The sequence below is a fragment of the Longitalea luteola genome (assembly GCF_017356035.1).
Classification (GTDB): Bacteria; Bacteroidota; Bacteroidia; order Chitinophagales; family Chitinophagaceae; genus Niastella; species Niastella luteola.
In genome coordinates this window covers 187,616-207,450 of sequence record NZ_JAFIQX010000012.1, presented here as the reverse complement: position 1 = coordinate 207,450, position 19,835 = coordinate 187,616, and the positions used below count along the sequence as shown (strand labels likewise).

At 46.8% G+C, this 19,835-nt stretch carries 17 protein-coding genes; 8 read left to right on the top strand and 9 right to left on the bottom strand.

The genetic code is table 11. The features are described from left to right. The first annotated feature begins 630 nt into the window (after positions 1-630). Positions 631-1,602 (top strand): Gfo/Idh/MocA family protein, encoded by a 972-nt coding sequence (locus JUB15_RS24105; protein WP_207515214.1) that lies wholly within the window; start codon positions 631-633, stop codon positions 1,600-1,602. On the opposite strand, the gene JUB15_RS24100 is transcribed toward JUB15_RS24105, so the two are convergent. Then, the gene (locus tag JUB15_RS24100; RefSeq protein WP_207515213.1) at positions 1,599-2,027 is read right to left on the bottom strand and encodes a response regulator; all 429 of its coding nucleotides are present in this window, start codon (positions 2,025-2,027) and stop codon (positions 1,599-1,601) included. The two genes, JUB15_RS24105 and JUB15_RS24100, sit on opposite strands and share 4 nt — an antisense overlap. 566 nt (positions 2,028-2,593) lie before the next feature. Here JUB15_RS24100 and JUB15_RS24095 point away from each other — a divergent pair. Further along, positions 2,594-3,001 (top strand): nuclear transport factor 2 family protein, encoded by a 408-nt coding sequence (locus JUB15_RS24095; protein ID WP_207515212.1) that lies wholly within the window; start codon positions 2,594-2,596, stop codon positions 2,999-3,001. Positions 3,002-3,316: 315 nt separating this feature from the next. On the opposite strand, the gene JUB15_RS24090 is transcribed toward JUB15_RS24095, so the two are convergent. The 4 genes from JUB15_RS24090 to JUB15_RS24075 form a co-directional block, all read right to left on the bottom strand. After that, a complete protein-coding gene (locus tag JUB15_RS24090; protein WP_207515211.1) occupies positions 3,317-4,189 on the bottom strand; it encodes an FHA domain-containing protein in 873 nt (290 codons plus the stop codon). Between the two features lie 185 nt (positions 4,190-4,374). Beyond that, entirely contained in the window at positions 4,375-8,385 is a 4,011-nt protein-coding gene (locus JUB15_RS24085) for an FtsW/RodA/SpoVE family cell cycle protein (RefSeq protein WP_207515210.1), read from the bottom strand. A gap of 136 nt (positions 8,386-8,521) precedes the next feature. Further along, entirely contained in the window at positions 8,522-10,285 is a 1,764-nt protein-coding gene (locus JUB15_RS24080; protein ID WP_207515209.1) for a serine/threonine-protein kinase, read from the bottom strand. Positions 10,286-10,288: 3 nt separating this feature from the next. Further along, positions 10,289-11,791, bottom strand: a complete 1,503-nt coding sequence (locus JUB15_RS24075) for a PP2C family protein-serine/threonine phosphatase (RefSeq protein WP_207515208.1) — start codon at positions 11,789-11,791, stop codon at positions 10,289-10,291. 219 nt (positions 11,792-12,010) lie between these two features. Here JUB15_RS24075 and JUB15_RS24070 point away from each other — a divergent pair, with 219 nt between their 5' ends. Next, positions 12,011-12,160: a hypothetical protein gene (locus tag JUB15_RS24070; RefSeq protein WP_207515207.1), complete on the top strand. Its 150-nt coding sequence runs from the start codon at positions 12,011-12,013 to the stop codon at positions 12,158-12,160. Here JUB15_RS24070 and JUB15_RS24065 read toward each other — a convergent pair. Both JUB15_RS24065 and JUB15_RS24060 read right to left on the bottom strand, forming a co-directional pair. Next, positions 12,147-13,133, bottom strand: a complete 987-nt coding sequence (locus JUB15_RS24065; RefSeq protein WP_207515206.1) for an FHA domain-containing protein — start codon at positions 13,131-13,133, stop codon at positions 12,147-12,149. The genes JUB15_RS24070 and JUB15_RS24065 overlap by 14 nt on opposite strands. A 343-nt stretch (positions 13,134-13,476) precedes the next feature. Continuing rightward, complete coding sequence (locus JUB15_RS24060; protein ID WP_207515205.1) at positions 13,477-14,331, bottom strand: NHL repeat-containing protein; 855 nt, start codon at positions 14,329-14,331, stop codon at positions 13,477-13,479. 380 nt (positions 14,332-14,711) lie between these two features. Between JUB15_RS24060 and JUB15_RS24055 the strand changes: the two genes are divergently transcribed. From JUB15_RS24055 to JUB15_RS24035, 5 genes are all read left to right on the top strand, one after another. Next, complete coding sequence (locus JUB15_RS24055; RefSeq protein ID WP_207515204.1) at positions 14,712-15,068, top strand: VOC family protein; 357 nt, start codon at positions 14,712-14,714, stop codon at positions 15,066-15,068. 170 nt (positions 15,069-15,238) lie between these two features. Beyond that, positions 15,239-16,093 (top strand): helix-turn-helix transcriptional regulator, encoded by an 855-nt coding sequence (locus JUB15_RS24050; protein WP_207515203.1) that lies wholly within the window; start codon positions 15,239-15,241, stop codon positions 16,091-16,093. Positions 16,094-16,319: 226 nt separating this feature from the next. Beyond that, positions 16,320-16,772 carry a hypothetical protein gene (locus JUB15_RS24045; RefSeq protein ID WP_207515202.1) on the top strand — a complete coding sequence of 151 codons (453 nt, stop codon included), beginning with the start codon at positions 16,320-16,322 and terminating at the stop codon, positions 16,770-16,772. Between the two features lie 223 nt (positions 16,773-16,995). After that, positions 16,996-17,298 (top strand): hypothetical protein, encoded by a 303-nt coding sequence (locus JUB15_RS24040; protein ID WP_207515201.1) that lies wholly within the window; start codon positions 16,996-16,998, stop codon positions 17,296-17,298. 156 nt (positions 17,299-17,454) lie between these two features. Next, positions 17,455-17,787, top strand: a complete 333-nt coding sequence (locus JUB15_RS24035) for a hypothetical protein (protein ID WP_207515200.1) — start codon at positions 17,455-17,457, stop codon at positions 17,785-17,787. A gap of 30 nt (positions 17,788-17,817) precedes the next feature. Here the strand turns inward: JUB15_RS24035 and JUB15_RS24030 are convergent, their stop codons facing one another. Both JUB15_RS24030 and JUB15_RS24025 read right to left on the bottom strand, forming a co-directional pair. Further along, complete coding sequence (locus JUB15_RS24030; protein ID WP_207515199.1) at positions 17,818-18,714, bottom strand: bestrophin family protein; 897 nt, start codon at positions 18,712-18,714, stop codon at positions 17,818-17,820. A gap of 97 nt (positions 18,715-18,811) precedes the next feature. Next, positions 18,812-19,717, bottom strand: a complete 906-nt coding sequence (locus tag JUB15_RS24025; protein ID WP_207515198.1) for a YihY/virulence factor BrkB family protein — start codon at positions 19,715-19,717, stop codon at positions 18,812-18,814. Positions 19,718-19,835 lie beyond the last annotated feature (118 nt).

Below are 19,835 nucleotides of genomic sequence, written 5' to 3'. Positions count from 1 at the left end.
TTGCTTATAACAGTAATGTTATTGTAGTATACTACAGGGATTGTGCGAATGGGAGCAGGCTGTTCAAAGCGAGAATGATAAATAGGAAGAAAATTACCCGTTCATGAGGAAATTAATTCACATTGATGCGAATTAGATATACAAAACCTAGTTTATTATACGATTGGCGTGTAATTTGAATTATGTTACATTAGTTTTTCAAAGAGTATTTTTGGATTAAAACGGGGGCGGATCTCTATCCAGCCCCTCTTTTAACCCAGTTGTTTAAACGATCTGCACTTATCAGAATACAATCACTGTACCAACCCTGGATGTACTTTAATACACAAAGACTTAGATCTTCCCTTTTCTTCATCAACATTTATCCACATAAAACCCATCGTGGAATCTCCTTCACAAATGTGGCATCTATTGATCACATTGTTGCAACAACACACCAATGGTAATAATTAGTTAAACGCCGGCTGCTTATACTACTTCACTGTTAAACCTTTAACCAATCCCCAGTAGTGCGCAACAACTTTGAAGTATAAAAATGGTTTCCCTTAAATTTGATCCCGCCTTCGTGCTCCGGCGCTGATGTTTGTCGCAGCTGCAGACGGGCCAGTTTTCACTTTAATATCGTTCATCATGAGCAAGATCCGCTGGGGAATATTAAGCACTGCCAAAATAGCCCGGGAGAAAGTAATACCAGCCCTGCAACGCGGCCGGTTTTGTGAAGTAACTGCCATTGCCTCGCGCAATAAAGCACAGGCACAGGAAACGGCCGACCGGTTACATATTCCTACGGTCTATGGCTCCTACGAAGAACTATTGAAAGATGCCAATGTAGATGCTGTGTACATTCCCCTGCCGAATCATTTGCATGTAGAGTGGGCAACGAAGGCAATACAGGCGGGCAAACATGTACTGTGTGAAAAACCGATCGCACTAACGGCGCTCGAGGCTATGCAGCTGCTTAAAGTGTCGCAGCAATACCCGGCTATAAAAGTGATGGAAGCTTTTATGTACCGCTTTCATCCGCAATGGGTGCTGGCCAAAGAACTGGTTGATGACGCCCGCATTGGGGCACTGAAAACCGTACATTCCTTCTTCTCGTATTATAATGCCGATCCCAATAACATCAGGAACCAGAAAGAAACGGGCGGTGGCGGCATGATGGACATCGGCTGCTACTGCGTGTCACTGGCCCGCTTCCTGTTCAACAGCGAGCCGCTTCGCGTATTGGGCCATGTTACTATTGACCCCGTATTGCTCACAGACACCATGGCATCGGGCATTCTTGAATTTGTGAACGGAACAGCCACCTTTACCTGTTCTACCCAGCTAATGCCCTACCAGCGCGTGCAGATCCTGGGCACCGAAGGCCGGGTTGAAATTGAAATACCTTTTAATGCGCCGCCCCACCTGGCTACCCGCCTGTGGCTGCATACCAAAGAAGGCGCTGAAGAAATGGAGTTTGAACCCATTGATCAATATACCTTGCAGGGCGATCTGTTTGCGCAGGCGGTCTTACACGACACACCCGTACCTACTCCTTTACAGGACGCCATCAACAATATGAAGGTCATTGAAGCCGTATTCGCCAATGCAGGGCGTTAGCCCCTCAGGGCCGCCTGCTGGCTGCCGGTAGCTGATTCATGCAGAAATTTAGCTGTTGAGATCGTCTGTTGAAAGCGGGCTGGTTTCTTGATGAAATCAACCGCTCCTATTTCAAGGCATCTTGCCTTTTCTACCTCATGCACCGAGGTAGTGAACATGATTACAGGGATGTTCTTGTATAATTTGTGGGCTTTTAAACGTGAAAGGGTTTCCATGCCATCGAGGATGGGCATGTTAAGATCAAGCACTATCAATGAGGGCATGCCTGACTGCTCGGTCGACATATCGAGGTATTTGAATACCTGCAATCCGTTTTCAACCAGGTATATATCGTTCGACCGGCCAATCTCTTCAAAAGCAGTATGCAACAAATAACGGTCCTCCTGGTCATCATCAGCAATCAAAATAAAAGGTTTTTGACTCATCTTTTTGGTAATAACTGTAAACAATACAAATCAGGTAAGTACACGAGGTAATTACACAGCGAGAAGCACTAATCAGCGTTTTTCATCCTTACAGCAAAACATTCCGATAACAGTGTTTCTTAATCCGGTACAGGATACTAATAATCAGAGAGAGAACCTTAATCCTATTTGAAAAGTGGTCTTTGGGTTGTTAATCTCAATCAAGAAGTAAATTAAATCTTCTCTGTGAAAAATAAAAATGTTTAACAAAATAATGTTTGAAATCCCGTCTTTTTACGGTACTATAACCGGTAATTTAAAGTTAAGCCTTTGAATTACTCCGGTTTGATCTGATCAATTGCGCATCAATAGTTTTATATGTACAGAAAGAAACTGAATTGATCGTTATCACAAAAAAATAAAGCTTTGCTTTTTTGCATCGTTCGCCTCTTAATTGTAGTATATTTATAAACGCTCCTTTTTTATTTCTTACCCAATCCTGATATACTTACAATTCCTGTTGGCAAAGGAAGCCGCACTCCTTTGAAAGGTAGTAATGCCATTTATTCACCGCAAAAAAATCTTGTATGGAAACATTAGTTCACCATGGCCAGAAAGTAAGTCAATTGTATGACGCCTTTAACCGGGGCGACATCGAAACCATTCTCAACAACCTCAGCAACGATTGCATCTGGGAAGTAATGGGGCAGCCTGATATTCCTTTTTCCGGCATTTATCATGGCCGGGAAGACATCAAAGAATTCTTTGGCAAACTGGCAAATACACTCCAGATCACTGAAATGACGCCGGAACATATCCTGGAGAACGGCAACCTGGTGATCGCCACCGGTCATTACACCGCCATGGCCCTTAATACCAATAAACGTTTCTCCTCTTCCTGGGCCATGATGTATGAATTCAATGAGGAAGGACAATGCACACATTTCCGCGATTGCTTTGATACGCTGGCATGTATGAGAGCCATGAGTAATTAGCTAATGAAAATGTGATAATGTGATGATGTGATAATTTGATAATGGAAAGACAATTAGCTAATTTGCTAATTGGCTAATGTGCTAATGAAAATGTGATAATGTGATAATGGAAATATAATTAGCTAATTTGCTGATGTGCTAATGAAAAGATCTGGAAGATAAACGAGTGAACGTAGATCTTACAGGTCTTTTTATATAGACTGAAAAAAACAGGTTTTTCAATCATCAAGGCGTTCCAGCCTGCTTTGCTTTCAATTAGCACATCAGCCCATTAGCACATCTGCACATTCATGTTTTGTACCAGTAGCATTCATTTTATGCTTGAGTAAAAATCAAAATCGCCGCACCCCCCAATTCGATCTGGTCTCCGCTTTGCAGCTCGTGCGCCACGCCGGGTACGTTCAATGATTTTACTTTGTCATCGATCGTGTAGATCCTCGTCTTGTTGCCATTCTCCGGCAGTCCGCCCCTGTCGGGAAATAAGAAAAATTTATCCAGCTGCGGATTGTATTGTATATAGGCATGATTCCGGCTCACATGCAGGTTGGGCGCCGCTTTTTGCGCATCGAACTGCGGATCATCCTGCCCCCAGAAAACGATGTCATTCGTGTGTATTTTACCCGACGATAATTTCGGATGCCGCGTGCGGCCGATCGAAAACTTCAACTGTTTTTGCGGGTTCAGCTCATATTCAGTAAACTCTGTTTGTCCGGCCAGCACCTGCAGGCGCGCAACAGAATAATTTTGCACCAGGTCCTGCCCCCGCCGGATCACTTCCAGGCCCATAGTGCCATGCGTAATGCAATAGTCGGGCAGTCTATCTTTTACCGCATGGTATTCAAAGAACCAGTCGGGCGACAACTGTATGAAGTTATTCACCAGCTTTCGTTCCAGGTGGTCTTTTTTAAACATGCCGGGCGTATCGGTGCAAAGCGCTACTTCCAGGATCTCTTCCTGCTCCTTGTCGGTACATACCACGTATAACCGCAAACCCGCAATGGTGTGTGCCTTTTCATCAATATATGGTTTTAATGCATTGATGATAAACCGGATGATCTCCTCCCGCCTGCTGCGGGTAGCCGGAATGCTGAGGCCTGGCTGATGATTGCCTGCAGCCGGCGCTGCGTCGCTGCCCGATGGCGGTGCCGGCGTGGGGTTGGTTAACAGACGTTTTAAAAAGTTTATCATTACGGTTATTGTTGTTTATTAATTTTATTGATCCCGTTTTTTTAGCAGTTTCCAGTCGCCGGTTACCGGTCGCCGGGCCCTGAACTTCGGTGCTCGAGCAAATTGTCAGCAGGTTGAACTATAAGCCCGGAAACAGGTAACCGGGAACCGGCAACCCTTCACAGGGTGCTCAAGCTTTGCAAGCGTTAAAACGAAACGAGATACCCCCGCTTCTCCAACACTTTCGCGATCGCATTGGCTACCTGCACCGCGTTCGATGAACCCTTTCCTCTTTCAATCCTGATGCAGGTTACGGTGCGCGACCGCTTATCCGGCGTGGGCGCAAAGAACACATACCACCCGTCGGATTCAATCTCGCCATTGATCACCCGCTCGGGCGTACCCGTTTTTCCCGCCACTACTATATTCTTAATTTTTTGTTTGCCCGGCTGGTTGCTCTGATCGATCATATACCGCGTAAGCGTGCCCGCAAAGGCGGTATCTTCAGCCAGCTCAACACCGGGCGCTGCCGGCGGCCGCATGCCTGCTTCTTTCAAGACATATTTTGTAGGCATCAGCACCCCGTTATTGGCAATGGCGCCGGCCATACGCGCCATGGCAGCCGGCGTAGCAGTGAGGGTGCTTTGTCCCCAGGCCAGCCCCGAGAACGGACTGCGATACCGGTTCTTTGTGCCCTGCAGGCGCGGATTGTTATACGCCCGCCGGTCGTGGTTCATTACCTCTTTGCGCCAGTTGGCCAGGTCTTCCGACTGTTTTTCCCTGTTCGGCGTGGGTGCATAATCGTAACCGCCGCGTTGATTGATATTCATACCGGTCGCCTGGTACAGGGCAGCCATCTGGTCTTCGAGGCTGTTCTCATTGGCCATACGAATAAAAAAGATATTGCTCGAATTGATGATCGCTTCGCGCATGTCGACATAATTTACTTTGGGAATGAACGGCTCCTGCTCGGTCGGATTATCGCGAAAGATCTCATTGCGGTAGATATCGGTGTATTTTATTTTGGCGGCATCGGCGCCCATTTTGTTAAAGGCCGCCATACCCGTCAAGATCTTGGCGGTAGAACCGGGGGCCGTGGCATAGGTCATACCCAGGTCGCGATCGGTAACCGGTTTGGGCAGTTTATTGCGTTCGCGGTCGGGCAATAACATGAGGTCGGGCATCTGCAGGTTGGGCAAAGGGTTCAATGCCGATGCCAGCAGATCGCCGCTGGCTGCATCCATTACCACAACGGCAATGCGGTTGTTTTTAAAATTGCTTTTCTGCAAAGAGTCCTGGATCTCTTTCTGCAGGGCCGCATCGATGGTCAAATGGATATCGCGGTCTTTGTGTTTGATCGTTCGCACCGCTTCATTGGTGGTGTCGATGCCCGATTGCAGGCTTTCTACCAGCGGTGAATAATCATAGCTGACCAGTTTAATGGTCTTTTGCACCGGTTTGGTAAACCGGTCCGGGCGGTACTCTGTGCTTACATAATCGCGTTTCTCGGGGCTGGTAGCATACCCCCGCAAAGCAGTGAGGTGGCGGGCTTCCGCAAAATAACCATTGCTTTGTCCCCAGAAAAGGCGCGAGTTATAATCGCCGGTCCAGAAGAACAGGTCTTCTTCGAACGGATAAAAGCGCTGCACCCGTTTCTGCACCAGGTTTTGCAGTTGCATCGTATCGATACCGGCGGCGAGATACGACTGCATCTGGCTTTTGATGGTATTGGCTTCACTGGTGGCAATGACCAGGCCATGGCGGTCGTAGATATTGCCGGCGGCCAGCACCCGGGTGAGTTTATCGATGCGCGGATTATAACTATAGATGGGCAAACCATTCCGGTTAATAACGCGGGCCGGTCTTACCAGAATCTCTTTACTATTCACCACCTGCACCTGGTACAGCTTCACCATTAATACGGCTATACCTGCCAGAAAGAAGAGGATGCCGGTGCCCAGTACAAAATCATAATACTTGCGCAGGTGTTCAGTTTGAATGGCCAGGCCGGGCCGGGAAGAAATACCAGCTACAATACCCATGGCGGCCAGGTTCACGATCAGCGAGATCTTACCATAACTCAGGAACGGAACGGTAACACCGGTCAATGGCAGCAGACCAATGGAACCGCCGGCGATGAGCAGGAATTGAATACCGGTGGCGATGGCGATACCCGCGCATAAATAGAAACTGAATGGTTGTCCGGCACGGCGCGCATGCAGGAAAGAACGGTGGATGAGGATGCCGAACAACAGGAAGACAGCGACCAGTCCGAGCCAGCCCAGTTCTTCACCGATACTCGGCAGGATCATATCCGTATGCGCTGCGGGCATGGTATTGGGGAAACCACGGCCGGGCCCCTGTCCGGTTAAACCGCCGGAGGCCAGTGTCCAGTAACTGTGCGCGAGGTGGTCGCCGCCAAAAACGTCATTATCCCACTGGCTTAACCACATCGCTTTGCGATCGGCCAGGCGGTCGCCGATCCCGGGCAGCTGATCGCCAAAGGCAAAGGCTGCGATCACCAGTAATACGATCACCGGCGCATCGGCCAGCACCGCCAGGGCGCCATACCACTTTACCGTTTTTACCTGGCGCTGGATGATCATGGTTACAATAACGGCCACAAAACTGATAGCAGTGGCCAGCCAGCCGGGCAGCCAGGTCAATAACAGACAATATACCACACCTGCCAGGAGCGTCAACAATAGATTACCACGGGCAATGCTGAAGAAGAACAGGAACGTAAAACACATGACCATCGCAGGCCCCATATCGCCCATGAGCAGGTAGAGGGCGAGCAGCAGGCCGGTGCCCAGCAGCACGCCGATGCTTACCTGGAAACGCCAGCGGATATCTGATAAATTGCGGATATTCTCTTCATTGGCCGCAAAGAAACCAGCCAGGAACAGGAGCAGGAGGTATTTGGTTATTTCACTGGGCTGGAACGTAAAGCCACCCAGTTGAATATTCACTTTAACGCCACTGCCTTCGGGTCCCGTACCAATAAGCAGGGTTAACAAAGCCATGCTGATGGCGAGCACGAGCCAGGTCCACCCCCGCAGGCCATACACATTTTTATGTTTGGAATTGAACAGGGCATCGAACCACCAGCGGGTATATAGTTTACGGATATCGATCAGCGCAAAAACGACAAAAGCGGCCAGTCCCACAATAACCCCCTGCAGGGCCTGGGCCGCATGTAAAGTATCGGTGAGTGGATTTTGAATACTGAATAATAATAAAATGGAGATGCCGCATAACATCAGCAGCAGCGGTAAGATAAAAACATCAGGCTGTTTTTTCCGCAGCCATAAAATAAGATGGGCCAGAAAAAAGGCCAGGATACAACCGCCGGCGATCAGCCAGTAAGCCGTGATAAATTCTTCGGGGGTCCTGATCAGCAGCACACCATCTTCTTTGATCTGGCCATACGCGATGGGACCGATCAACCGGATCTTGTGCGGTTTGCCGGTGAAGATTACTGACTTGTTCTTCGCCAGACTGGCGCTGCCCTGCCGGCCACCGAATTCAAAGCCGGGTTTCAGCGGCAATACACTGTAGCCGGAATCTTTGTGTAAGCCAGTGAACTGAAATTCCCCCTCGCTGTCGGTTCGGGCATACAACACGTGATCGTACAGGGTATCTTCATCGAGCGTAGGAATATGTTCCCGCAATTGCACCAGGGTGCCGGGCATGGGTTCGCCTTCGTACACAATGCGGCCTTTGATCTCGAGTTTACCTGTTGAAACGGTCACGGAAGCCGGATAACTGGTGGGGTCATGCAGTTCTTTATTGTACAAAACGGAATCGAAGCCCAGTCTTTGGCGCGATGATTCGAGCCGCCCCTGAAAATCGATTCCGCCGTTGGGCGCTTTCCAGTCGAGCGGGGCCACGAGGCCGAATGCCGATTTATTAACAGCGCCCAGGTTATCGGGGGTACCGATAGTGCTTAAGCGCTGGTATAAAGAGTCTACCAGCAGATCAACATCGCGGTCATCGGTAAAATAGTTACCACCGCTGATCAAATGACGAAGGGAATCTTTGTTGAGACCGGCTTCCAGTTTAATGGCATGCCCTGTCTGCAATGCTTCGGTTGAACGGGTTAAACCGGGCGACAGCGTGAAAAACAGTTTAACGAACAATACGAGCATTAAAACGGCAGCGCCTGATAGTAAAATCAAGCCTTTTGTATATATACTATCTCTGTGGGCTTCCATGTTTCTTTTCTTATTTAGGTCACGGTTACCAGTTACCGGTTTCCGGTTACCAGGCCTTTAATGCGGAATGACCGCCTGTAATCAAACCGCCATAAGTTTGAGCCCGGTAACTGGTACCTGGTAACCGGCAACTGGCCTAGCGGGTTCCTTTCACAACCAACTTATCAAACGCTACTGTTTGTGCACCATCGACCCGCAGGCCAAAACAGTTGCCATAACCACCGGTAAACGGCAACACATTTTCCACTTTATCATTTATGTAAAAAAACAGCGAGTTGTTCTTTTTTTCAATGGACAGGGTATTCAATTCATTGTTGGGATGGATATTGGCCGTGTGCGTCCAGTTAATGATCGGATGCCAGTCGCCGTTGGTCATGGCGCCAATAGCGTAATAACCGCTGGCCGTGATATAATACACGAAGTAGGCGTCGCTGTCGGTATTGCCGCAGAAGTTAAGTCCGTACGCCTCATCGGGTTCATTGCCCCATTGGGTAGCGCTGGCCGAGATGCTGAAGTTCTTTTCCAGATCGAGGTCGAATTTTACCGTAGCGTGATAGGTCAAACTATCCGTTAATCCTTTGATGATATATTTTCCATGTGAGAATTTGAATTCGCTGTTCTCGTCTTTCCCGATATCCCAGATGCTTTCAGCTTCGCCACTGAAATCATCGTAGTACGTACCATTGGGCAGGCTTACCCCGGCATCTTCCTGCGCAACCGGTTCGTCCGCCGGGATCATCACCGGTTCCGGACCTGTATTGGCTACCGGCGTTACCAGCGATTTGTTGTTTGCCGTATTGCTTTTACGCGCCACCTGTTCTACAGCAACCGAATCGACAGGTAATACCGCTGCCTCATTTACTTCGGCCGCTGCACTCTGCTGATGCGGGAACACCGCCCACATTCCCATCATGAAAGCACTGAAGAGGAACACTCCGAGGATGGTGAAAACAATTTCTTTCTTTTTATTGGCGACCGCTTTCGGCACCAATGGTTTGGTAAAGACCTGCGTAACCTTTTTTGTTTTTCCGGCTGTTGGCTGGCGAAAACGGGCCTGTGCATTTTCAATGGCGGCCAGTTGCAACAGTTGTTTTACCTGGGCCGACTCGCTCAGGCGATGCACCGCCTGTTTGGCCGTTAAACCATGCAGCAACTGCAGCAGGCTGGGTGGCAAATACCGGCCGGCCGGTAATACGGGCTCCGGCATGGGACATTCGATCACCCGGTTGATATGCCATAACAGGTCTTCATCATTATAGGCAAAAGGAACGGAGCCGGTCAAACATTCATACAACACGATACCGAGCGAATAATAATCGGTAGGCGTTGATACTTTCTTCGCATGGCTGAACTGCTCGGGTGAAGCATATTCATAGGTAAGCATGGAAGAGCCGGTGACCGTATTGGTTTGCTCCCGCAATTTGGCAATGCCGAAATCGGTTAACAGGAAATGCAGTTCTCCATTGGGCAGGCGGCGGTACATGATATTTTCCGGCTTGATGTCGCGGTGCACTACGCCATTGGCATGAATGGCATCTAGTGCATCGGTCATGTGCTGCGCCAGCTGGATCACGGTATCTACTTCGAGTGTTCCGCGTTCTTTGAGCAGGCGGCGCACATCGCCACCTTCTATCAGTTGCATTACGAGATAAGGCAGCTCTGCATCGAGGTGTACGTCTACGATCTTTACAATATGATCATGCTGAATGCTCTTCATGATCTCCGACTCGCGTTGAAAACGGCGCAGGGTATCGGCATCGGTGTTAAAGGCGAAATGTTTGATGGCAACCAGGTTTCCGCCAACCAGGTTCCGGGCTTTCAGCACGCGGGCATTGCCCCGGCCGATCTCACCCAGGATCTCGTATCCTTTGAAATATTCTTTAAAAATGGATGTTGCCATAGATTAATGCATCACTGTACTGGTCATTTGTACAGAGAGACTTTTGTTTGTAGAATCGGGTTTAACATAGTTTCGCACAGGATACTTAATGTTTTCAAAAAATGTATTCTCCAACTTTACGTGAACCGGAACACTCACTTTGATGCCCGTCTCAAAACCTTGCAGCCGCAGGTTTTTGATGACAATTGTGTCGCCTGCCTTGCCTGATGATTTGTTAATTTCCAGCGCAGCAAACAAATTTGTTTTGCCTTTGGCCGGCAGCAACAGCAACTGGTTACCGGTGCTGTCGGCATATTGTTGAATATCCACAATATTCCTGGTGGCGGATAAACGCAGCGTATCCGGCGCTTTTGCCGTGGCCGGTCCGGCAGGCGCCGCATGCTGTCCACTGAAAATGGAAGCCGGTTTGGCGGTCGTAGTGTCGGCCACGGTGGTTATTCCCTGCGGATTGGGGTTATTGTTTTCAGGTATTACTGAACCGGTATTCTTCCGGGAGAAAAAATACCAAGAGCTGGCGGCCAGCAGCAATACCACCAGTACGTTCCAGCGAACCCACTTGTTACTGTTGCCTGTTTTTTTAACAGCGATTGCAGGTTCGGTTGTACCAGCAGCCATTGCCGCTGTACCCGGCTGCCCGGATTGCCCGTTCTTTTTTTCTGTGGGTAAAATGGAAGGTGTGGTTTCAGCGGTAGCGGTCTTTGTTTTAACTGTTTTTTTCACTTTGGCGCCGCTAACCGGTTGTGCCGGCGTTTTGCTGCTTTTGGTCTTCAGTAATACGACCGTTATATTATCGTGGCCGCCGGCCTCATTGGCGAGGGCAATGATGTTGTTGACCTTGGTATTTAATGCCGCACTGGTAGCCAGGATCTCGGCGATCTGTTTGGCAGTGACCATGTCGGTAAGGCCATCACTGCATAATAGCAGTCCGTCACCCGGCAACAATTCCTCGGTACCATATTGCATGAAATCTTCATCATCGATGCGATGAATGGCGGAGCCTACTTCGCGCAGGATCTGGTTACGCTGGGGATGGCTCATGGCTTCGCGTTCGGTGATCTCGCCTGCATCTTCACGGAGGCCAACAAACGAATGATCTTTGGTGAGCTTTTGCAAGACGCCTTTGCGGTACCGGTACATGCGGGTGTCGCCCACATGCACAAAACATACTGTGCCGGCAGTAGCATCTGCAACGGCGGCCGTTAACACACAACACATTTCACTATACTTCGGATTATTGGCCCGCTCTTCGGCAATGCGGTTGTTGGCGAAGATCACCGCTTCGCGCAACATGGTGAGCGTATCGCCTTTCGGCGTTTGCATGTACTGGTCGATGGATTCCCTGGCAATAGCCGCCGCCCGTTTTCCGCCGGCATAACCTCCTACCCCATCTACCACCAGCAGCAGCGCCTTATCGGGCGACCATAACTGCCGGCAGGTATAGGTATCTTCATTGTCCGTTCGCCGCATTCCGGGATGCGTATTGCCACTGATCAACATAGTTTTCATATTATCGTGGCAGGTTTTTAAAATGCCCAATTAATAAAACGATCACAAAGACAAACAGCGCTATGGATGAGAGGGTGTTCATAAATTTCAAATTGCAAATCACCTAACAAATTCCAGATCTCAAATCGCAAGACACAAACAAATCTCAAATCACAAATCGCAAGGCACAAATAAATCTCAAATCACAAATCGCAAGACACAAATAAACTCAAATCGCAAATGGAAAGACAAAAACAAAACAAATCTCAAATCACAGGCTTCGGTTATTGGTGCTTTTTTGGTTCTTGGGATTTGGTTCTTGTGATTTCGTTCTTGGGATTTGGTTCTTGGGATTTGGTTCCTGGGATTTTTCCCTTTACAATTGTTTAAATGTAAGCGTTACCATGCCATTCAGCAGCACCTGGCTTTTATCGCGCAGGTCGAACCAGCGGGGACTGCCGGCTTCGCTTTTGGCGATCACCGTTTCGTTCACGCGGGTCTCGTTGTTGCTGAAGGAAGCGATCTGGAACGACTGCTGCGATTCATTCCAGCGGATGCGGGCATGCGGATTGGAAACAAAACCCGATTCGATCAACAGGTAATTGCTGTAGCCCAGGTTCTCCGGCTCCTTGCGGGCGATCACGATCTCGGTATCCTTCATAATGTACACCGCATCTTTACTGGTATCGGCTGTATAATATTCAATGCGGGCGAGCCCATTGTCTGCATTACGCACTGTTTTCTGTGTTGCATTATTGGTAACTGCTACATTGGTCACATTCAGCTCAGGGTTGAACTTCACCGTAAAGGTTCCGTTCTCGGCAAAATGCAGGTGCCGCAATACATCGAGGTTGATATCCATTTTATCAAAAACATTGGTGGCTTTTGATTTCATGGTTACTTTCGCCGTATTGTGGCGGTCGCTGCCGCCGCTGCCCAAAGGTTTCACACCGGTTAACATACCGATGACGCGCACATCTTCTACCGTTATTTTTTCCTGGTTGAAATCGGTGCCCGGTGCAAAACGGAATTGCCAGTGAAACGACACAGGCGACAATTCATCATAATTCCGTTTATAGGATTTGAGCCTGTTATAAAAAGCTTTCAGCGCTTCTTTCACGATAATGGGGAGAGAGGGCAACCGTTCTTCATATACTTCGGGGTGAAGAATGATCAGGTAATGCATGTTGAACAATAAACTTTTACCAACCGATTCGCGCTTGCAGGAATTATCGAAGCAATCCAGCAATTCTTTCAAAATATAATTGTTGGTAACCGGACCGGTAGCGGCGCGTTGGTCGTTAGTATCCGGCAGGATCATTGATTTGAGGGCTGAAAAAAAATCACCCGATCTTTTCTTCATGGGTTTGCCTGATTTTACATGGTAAACAGCGAACATTTATACGATTTAAAAATAATTGATTTGGAAACGTCCTCTTCGTAAAGAAAACATAAAAATGCATCCGTTTGGAATGCTCTTTGTAAGGGAGAAAACCGTTCCAAAAATGATTTAACAAATCGAAACAAGCGGTTTAACGTTGCTTTATGAATTAACTGTTCGCAGTTTACAGTTTACAGTTAATAATACAAAAAGCCCTCAGGATTATTGTCACTACAATTATCCTGAGGGCTCTTCTATTGCCCTTTGCCTATTGTCTATTGACTTTTGCCTTCAGCGTTTAGCCTTTAGCTATCAGCCTTCAGCCTTACAGTTGTTGTATAACCACTTTACTATCCATCATTACAGGAATGAACAATTTCTTCTCCCTGCGATCGAAGTAAAGATCAGCGGGCCCATACATCGCGGGCATATCGAGTTTAGTAGCTTTTTTTGTAGAAAGGTCGATCTTTTGGATGGTCCCGGCCGCTTTATCCAACGCCACCCAATCTGAAACGACCAGCGTATTGCTGTCGACCAGGGCGATGCCGTCAAAAGCGCCGTGAATGCCTGCCATCTTCTCGTACGAAGGCGTATAACCGTTCCAGGAGATCACCCCTACTTCGCCTCCCTGCAGGTGCTGCGCATCAAAACTGCATACATACAGTTTCCTGGTGGTTTTATCGTAACTAAGGCCATTGGCGCCTTTGAGGTTCGTCACGGTACGCACCTGGCCCGTTCTGATATTCAACTCCACGATCTTGCCCGGATCGGTAGCCGATGCAAACAGCGTAAAATCGTCTTTCACCGCCAGGTCGTTGACCAATTTGATCGACTGGCCCAGGACGATCTCAGCGATCTTTTTGCCGTTGGACATCAGGATCCCTATGACGCGATCGAGGTCAGCTACATACAACACGCCCCTGATGATGGCTGTTCCTTTAGGCGCATGCAGTTTTGCATCAGTGAGCAGGGTATCGAGTATTTTGCCATCGAGCGATAACCTGATGATGTATCCATTGCTGTCTTTGGCCGCGGGATCGAGGGGTTTGCCAACATTGGTTACATACAGGACCTGGCCATCGGAGATAACACTTTCAGGGTGCGCCAACCGCTGGTTTTCCTGGGCAATGGCGTTTGCCACCAGCACCAAACCAGCCAACAGGGAGATCATAGTTTTCATCAAGACAAATTTTAATACCGTTAAGCTGTTCTAACAGTACAATTGTAATAACGGAAAAAGCGCCAAAAATTGCACTTTCAGCAGGGATAAATACGGGACAAGGGCAGCGGTAACAGCCACAGGCAAAACGGTTATTTATAAAGTCTTGTTAATAAAACATACATAAATAATACGGTCATTCGCAGCCGGTTAAACAGAAACCATTTACACTCAGGTAACAGCAGGAAAACTGCTGTAGCAGCCGCGGGATAATAGAATTGTCAGATCGCATAAAATTCAGTAAATTATAGGTAAGCAACCATTCCATTATCCTTCACGCGACCAACGATCGACTCCTGCAAACAACGCCAACAACATTATTTTAAAAAAATATATAGCATATGTCAATCCCTATTACCAACCCGGTTGTTTTTTTCGAGATCGGTTGTAAAGATCTACCGAAGACCTCCTCATTTTACGCGGACCTGTTTGGCTGGACGCCCATTGGCATTCCCATGGCTTCGCTGATCAATACCAATACGGATGAAGGCATTCAGGGGCAGATCACCTCGTTGGGCCATGACCCGCGGAATTATGTGATGTTCTATATCCAGGTAAACGACATTAACGAAAGCCTGACAAAGATCATTGAGGCCGGCGGGCGGAAAATGGTTGGTCCGGTTATTCTACCCAATAACAAGCAATTTGCCTGGTTTTCCGACCCGGAAGGCAATATGGTTGGACTGGTGACCAGGTAGGCTGAAAGCTGAAGGGCGTTTCTTCCGATTTATACAATTCCGGTAAGCCGGCCGCAGCTACATTCGCAGGGCGGGTAACCGGAGCAGCAAAGGGACGTGCGGGTAAACCTATCGACCGGCTTTTGTATCTTTAAATCAGCAAACCGGTGATCCGCTAAAAGATACCAACCATGACCTACTATGAAATAAAGCCCGGCAAAGCACTACAACCGTATGTGAAATGTTATTATGTGTATGAGTCCGCAACGAGTGCCGCTTTTGAGGACACAGTGTTCCCGAGCGGTTGTATGGAGCTGATCTTTAACCTGGGCAGCGGGCACTGGCAGACCTTTACGGGGGAAACATTTGTTACCACACCCGCCATTGAGTTATGGGGGCAGCTGAACCGCCCCTTACCCATCCGGTCAGTAGGCCGGAATACCATGTTTGGCATTCGATTCCATCCGCATGCAGCCGCCGGTTTATTGAGCGATCAAATAAACGGGTTCAATAACCAGGTGAGCGATTTTGGCGCAATTGGCGGTGGCGCCGTAAACACTTTACATGCGCGGTTACTGGAAACCAGGTCATGGAATAAAAAGATAGCCCTGGTAGAAGCATTTTTATGGCAACAGGTAGCCCGGGCCGGAAAAAGATTGAACAAAGTGGCCCTGGTGAACAAGCTGATGTTTGAACTTCGTCAACCCGGTGAATTTACCACGATGGAAACCATTGCCTCGCGGTATGGCATTACCGCCCGGTATATGCAACAATTGTTTTTACAAACCACCGGACTCACACCGAAATTATACAGCCAGATAAGCCGCTTCCAGCACAGTTTACAGTTGGTGGCTGCCCGGAACACGTCATTAACGTCAATAGCATACGAATGCGGCTATGCCGACCAATCGCATTTTATCAGGGAATTCAAAACGTTTACCGGTGTTACGCCATCCAGTTATTCAGCTGCCAACTCACCGGTTACGCTGGCCGCCAGCCAGGCCGAGCATCCCACAAAGGAAAGCTCCCTGTTGTCGTTGGTATAAGTATATGAACGGTATGAATTACCCGACATCAAATGCCATTTTTTAGGTATCTTTACTAAAATTTTCCCAGAATATAGTAAGATTGCCAATACAGGGAATGATCATTATCCCACTTCTTTTTTTCTATTCTCCGCAAAGTTTTAATCAATCGGTTAAGTTATAAAATCATGGTTTGTGCTTTGGTGATAAATATCATTAAAGGTTTATGGACATTTAAAATTACGTTATGCGAAAAGTATTATTATTAACCTCGATTGGTTTGTTATTCCTTTGTACGTCTGTTTCTGCACAAAAGGCAAATACAGATTCCCTTGCTTTAGTAGCCAAGATCAGCGCTGATCAATTGAAACTGGGAAAACTACAAAATCAACTTGAGCAAAAAACAAAAAACAAAGAAGACGCTCTGGACCAGGCACAGAAATCTGCGAATGAAAATTCAGATGCAGCAGATAAATTAAGCGATGATCCTGACAATAAGAAATTGGCCAGGAAAGCAAACAATAAAGCTGGAGACGCCAAGAGCGATTCCAAGAATGCCAGGAAAGAATCTGAAAGATTGGATAATTTGAAAAAGGCCATCTACGATCTTGAAAGAAGGATTGCTGATAATCAATTCAAATTAAATAAGTACATAGAAAACGGGAGAACTGACACCACAACACCTCAACGTTATAAATAAGTTACACTTCGTAGATCGTACAACTTTAAGCGCCGTTTGTTCCTGCGCTGTAAGGGTCATTGTTTGAAAGCCTGCCAAATTGCAATGTGTGAATGATATAACTTAATTGTGTAATTATGTAATAGCTACCTGGAATATTAGCTGCAGTTTTGCATTGTGTTGTATGCGGAATAGAAAAATTGATCACATGCAATAATCGCTGCAACATCTCAAAAAGATAAATATGAAAAAGTTATTAGGTATTTCGATCCTGGCACTGCTGGTAGGATTTTCTTCAGCCAACGCACAGGATACAACTAAAAAGGTAACAACAAAAGTGAAGGAAGGTGCAGTAAAAACCGGCAATAAAGCAGCCGAACTGGCTTCTAAAGGGAAAAATGCGGTCACGGACAAAGTTTATAAGGATAAGGAAGGCCCGAATGGAAAAACCATTTATATTGACAAACGTTCAAACTATTATTGGATCGATAAGAAAGGCCACAAAGTGCCTATCAGCAAGAACGAATTAAGAAGCAAAGAAAGTTAATATCCGTGCAAACCAATAGGGAAAACGGGAAACCGCCCTGAATTCAAACTTCAGGGTGTTTTTTAACCAGCAGCAAACAGTCAAATTATTGCCCCTAAAACGCGATCAGAGTCTTTCATGTCAATGCATCACCGGCTATTTTAATCACACATTATTATGTCAAATAATACCACTACTATTGTTAAGGAATTTGAGCAGTTCAGTCCCCGGAACTTCCCCGATGCGATGAATGAACTTTCCGTTATCAATCAGGGGATTGCCGATATTCCGCGTTATTTCAGGGTAGAGATCATTGTATCTTACCTAAAAGACCATGCCCTGAGAACAGACTGGGTGGAAGCCAATCCGGGGCTTGCCCGGTTGATGACCACTGGTTTTTTCAAAACCTCCCAATTGGAATCATTATTTGACTTCTGCCGAAATAATAAAACCTTCCTTGATGATCTTGAAGATCACATCAGCCAGAAATTGTTGGCGGGAAGGAATTAGATACCGTATACAGGACCCTTTTACAATCAATTACATTACAAAATAATCATTAGGCTTACTCTCGGCCGGGATTATTTCTTCACTTAGCAACTGCCTGATATTTACTTCAATTGTTCTTGCGATATCTGTTACCGGTATATCACTTGGAAGATTCCTGAATGGATCCTGTAAATGAAATGCTATTTTTTCTATACAGAAGAACCCGGCAGAGATCAGTAACAGCAGCGGTATTACAAAGACATTATTAGTGCCTTTCAAAGAAATAGCAAGTGTTATAACGAAAAGATATATTATAAAATGAAGGATCAAACGGTATGTGGATGGAAAAACCGTTTTGCTGATCCTCTCGGCGCCCCCCATTGAGTCGGTCAAACGGATAATTGTTTCCTGCAGGTGGATCTGGCCGTGCATATCTATGGCATTGTTCAATCGTAATTCCCTTATGTCTGCTGCTGTTAATTGCAACATAGCGAGGTTGCAGTTGTTGTGTTTTGAAATTTGCGCATCATCGGTTGTTGTGATCAAATGATCTAAATGATCAATCGGCCTAGGGCTGCCCCTCAATGATCTTCCCAGTGAATAACACCATGCGATTTGCCTGTATGATATTCTCTTAATAATATCTGTGTGCTCAAAACTCAGGAACGATTGTAACTGGATGACCAGGCTTCTTGAATCGTTGACAATTGCACCCCAGATCTTCCTGGCCTCCCACCACCTGTCATAAGACTGGTTCATCTTAAAAGAAAGCAGCACAGAAATAGAGGTCCCGAGAAAAGCGGGTATGGCAAGCGGCATAACCGGAAGGAATTCCGTAAGCCGGATGGCGCTAAAATGGGTTATTATTCCTACCATCAACACGATCGCCAGTTCATACTTAACTATGCCGATCAAATATTTAAAGGGTAATTTAGATTCAAGGATCATGATTGTTAATTTATATTATGATTAATGCGAACGGCAACACAACGCAGTTGTAAAAGCAGGTAAGCAAAAGGAAATTATTTACTAAAGTGCCTCGGAATCAATCCGGCGTAAACTCTTTGGTTTCTACCAGAACGGCATAGGACATGGGAATGATCTTTCCGCCATACAGATAGGCATATACTTTTGTAAATGTTGTGCCGAAGTAGATAATGACGCTCGAATAATAGATCCAGAGAAGAAGAACGATTAGGCTTCCTGCCGCACCATAGGTTGAAGTTACATTTAAATGACCAACAAAATAGCCTATGAGGGTTTTACCAAGCATAAAGAAGATCGAAGTAAATATAGCTCCTTTTATTGCGTCTTTCCATTTCACTTTTCCATCTGGCAGATATTTAAGCATGAAGGTAAACAACGTAGCCACAATAGCGATGATAAAGATGCGGTTAATTGCAAATACTATGTAAACGCCGCCTGCAAAGAACTCGAGGTAATTACCAAAGATATCGATCAACAAATTGATTATTAATGATAAAACAAGTATAAAACCAATGATGCTGAATATCCCTAAAGATATAACTCTTTTGATAAAGTATTTTTTTCTGTTAAGTTTTGGCACCGGCTTCAGCTTCCAGATTTGATTGATGGCATCCTGCACTTCTGTAAACAGGGCGATAATGCCGATCACCATCACTATTATTCCCGCAGCCTTTGCCAAAAAAGACTCCTGGTTTGAAACATGCTGGATCATTTGCTGGATCTGCATGGCAGCAACGTCTCCCACGTGTGTGCGGATCTCCGAAAAGATCCTTCCTTCCATGGCTTGTTTGCCAAAAAAATAGCCGAATAATGAAATGGTAATGATCAGCAAAGGCGCCAGTGAAAAGATGGTATAATAAGAGAGCGAGGCGCTCAGGCGAAGGTAATCTTCAGCAATAAAGGTTTTAAGGGTAGCCCGTAAGGCGCCCCATAGTTGTGCAAAAAAGTGCCGGATGCGTTTCATGATGACGAAATTACAGAGCTCATAACACAATGACTACAAATCGCATTCCTGTGCTGCCCTGCCCAATGGTCATCCTCATCCCTGGGAGCTGTTCGCCCGCTGGTTCCGGCCTGCGAAT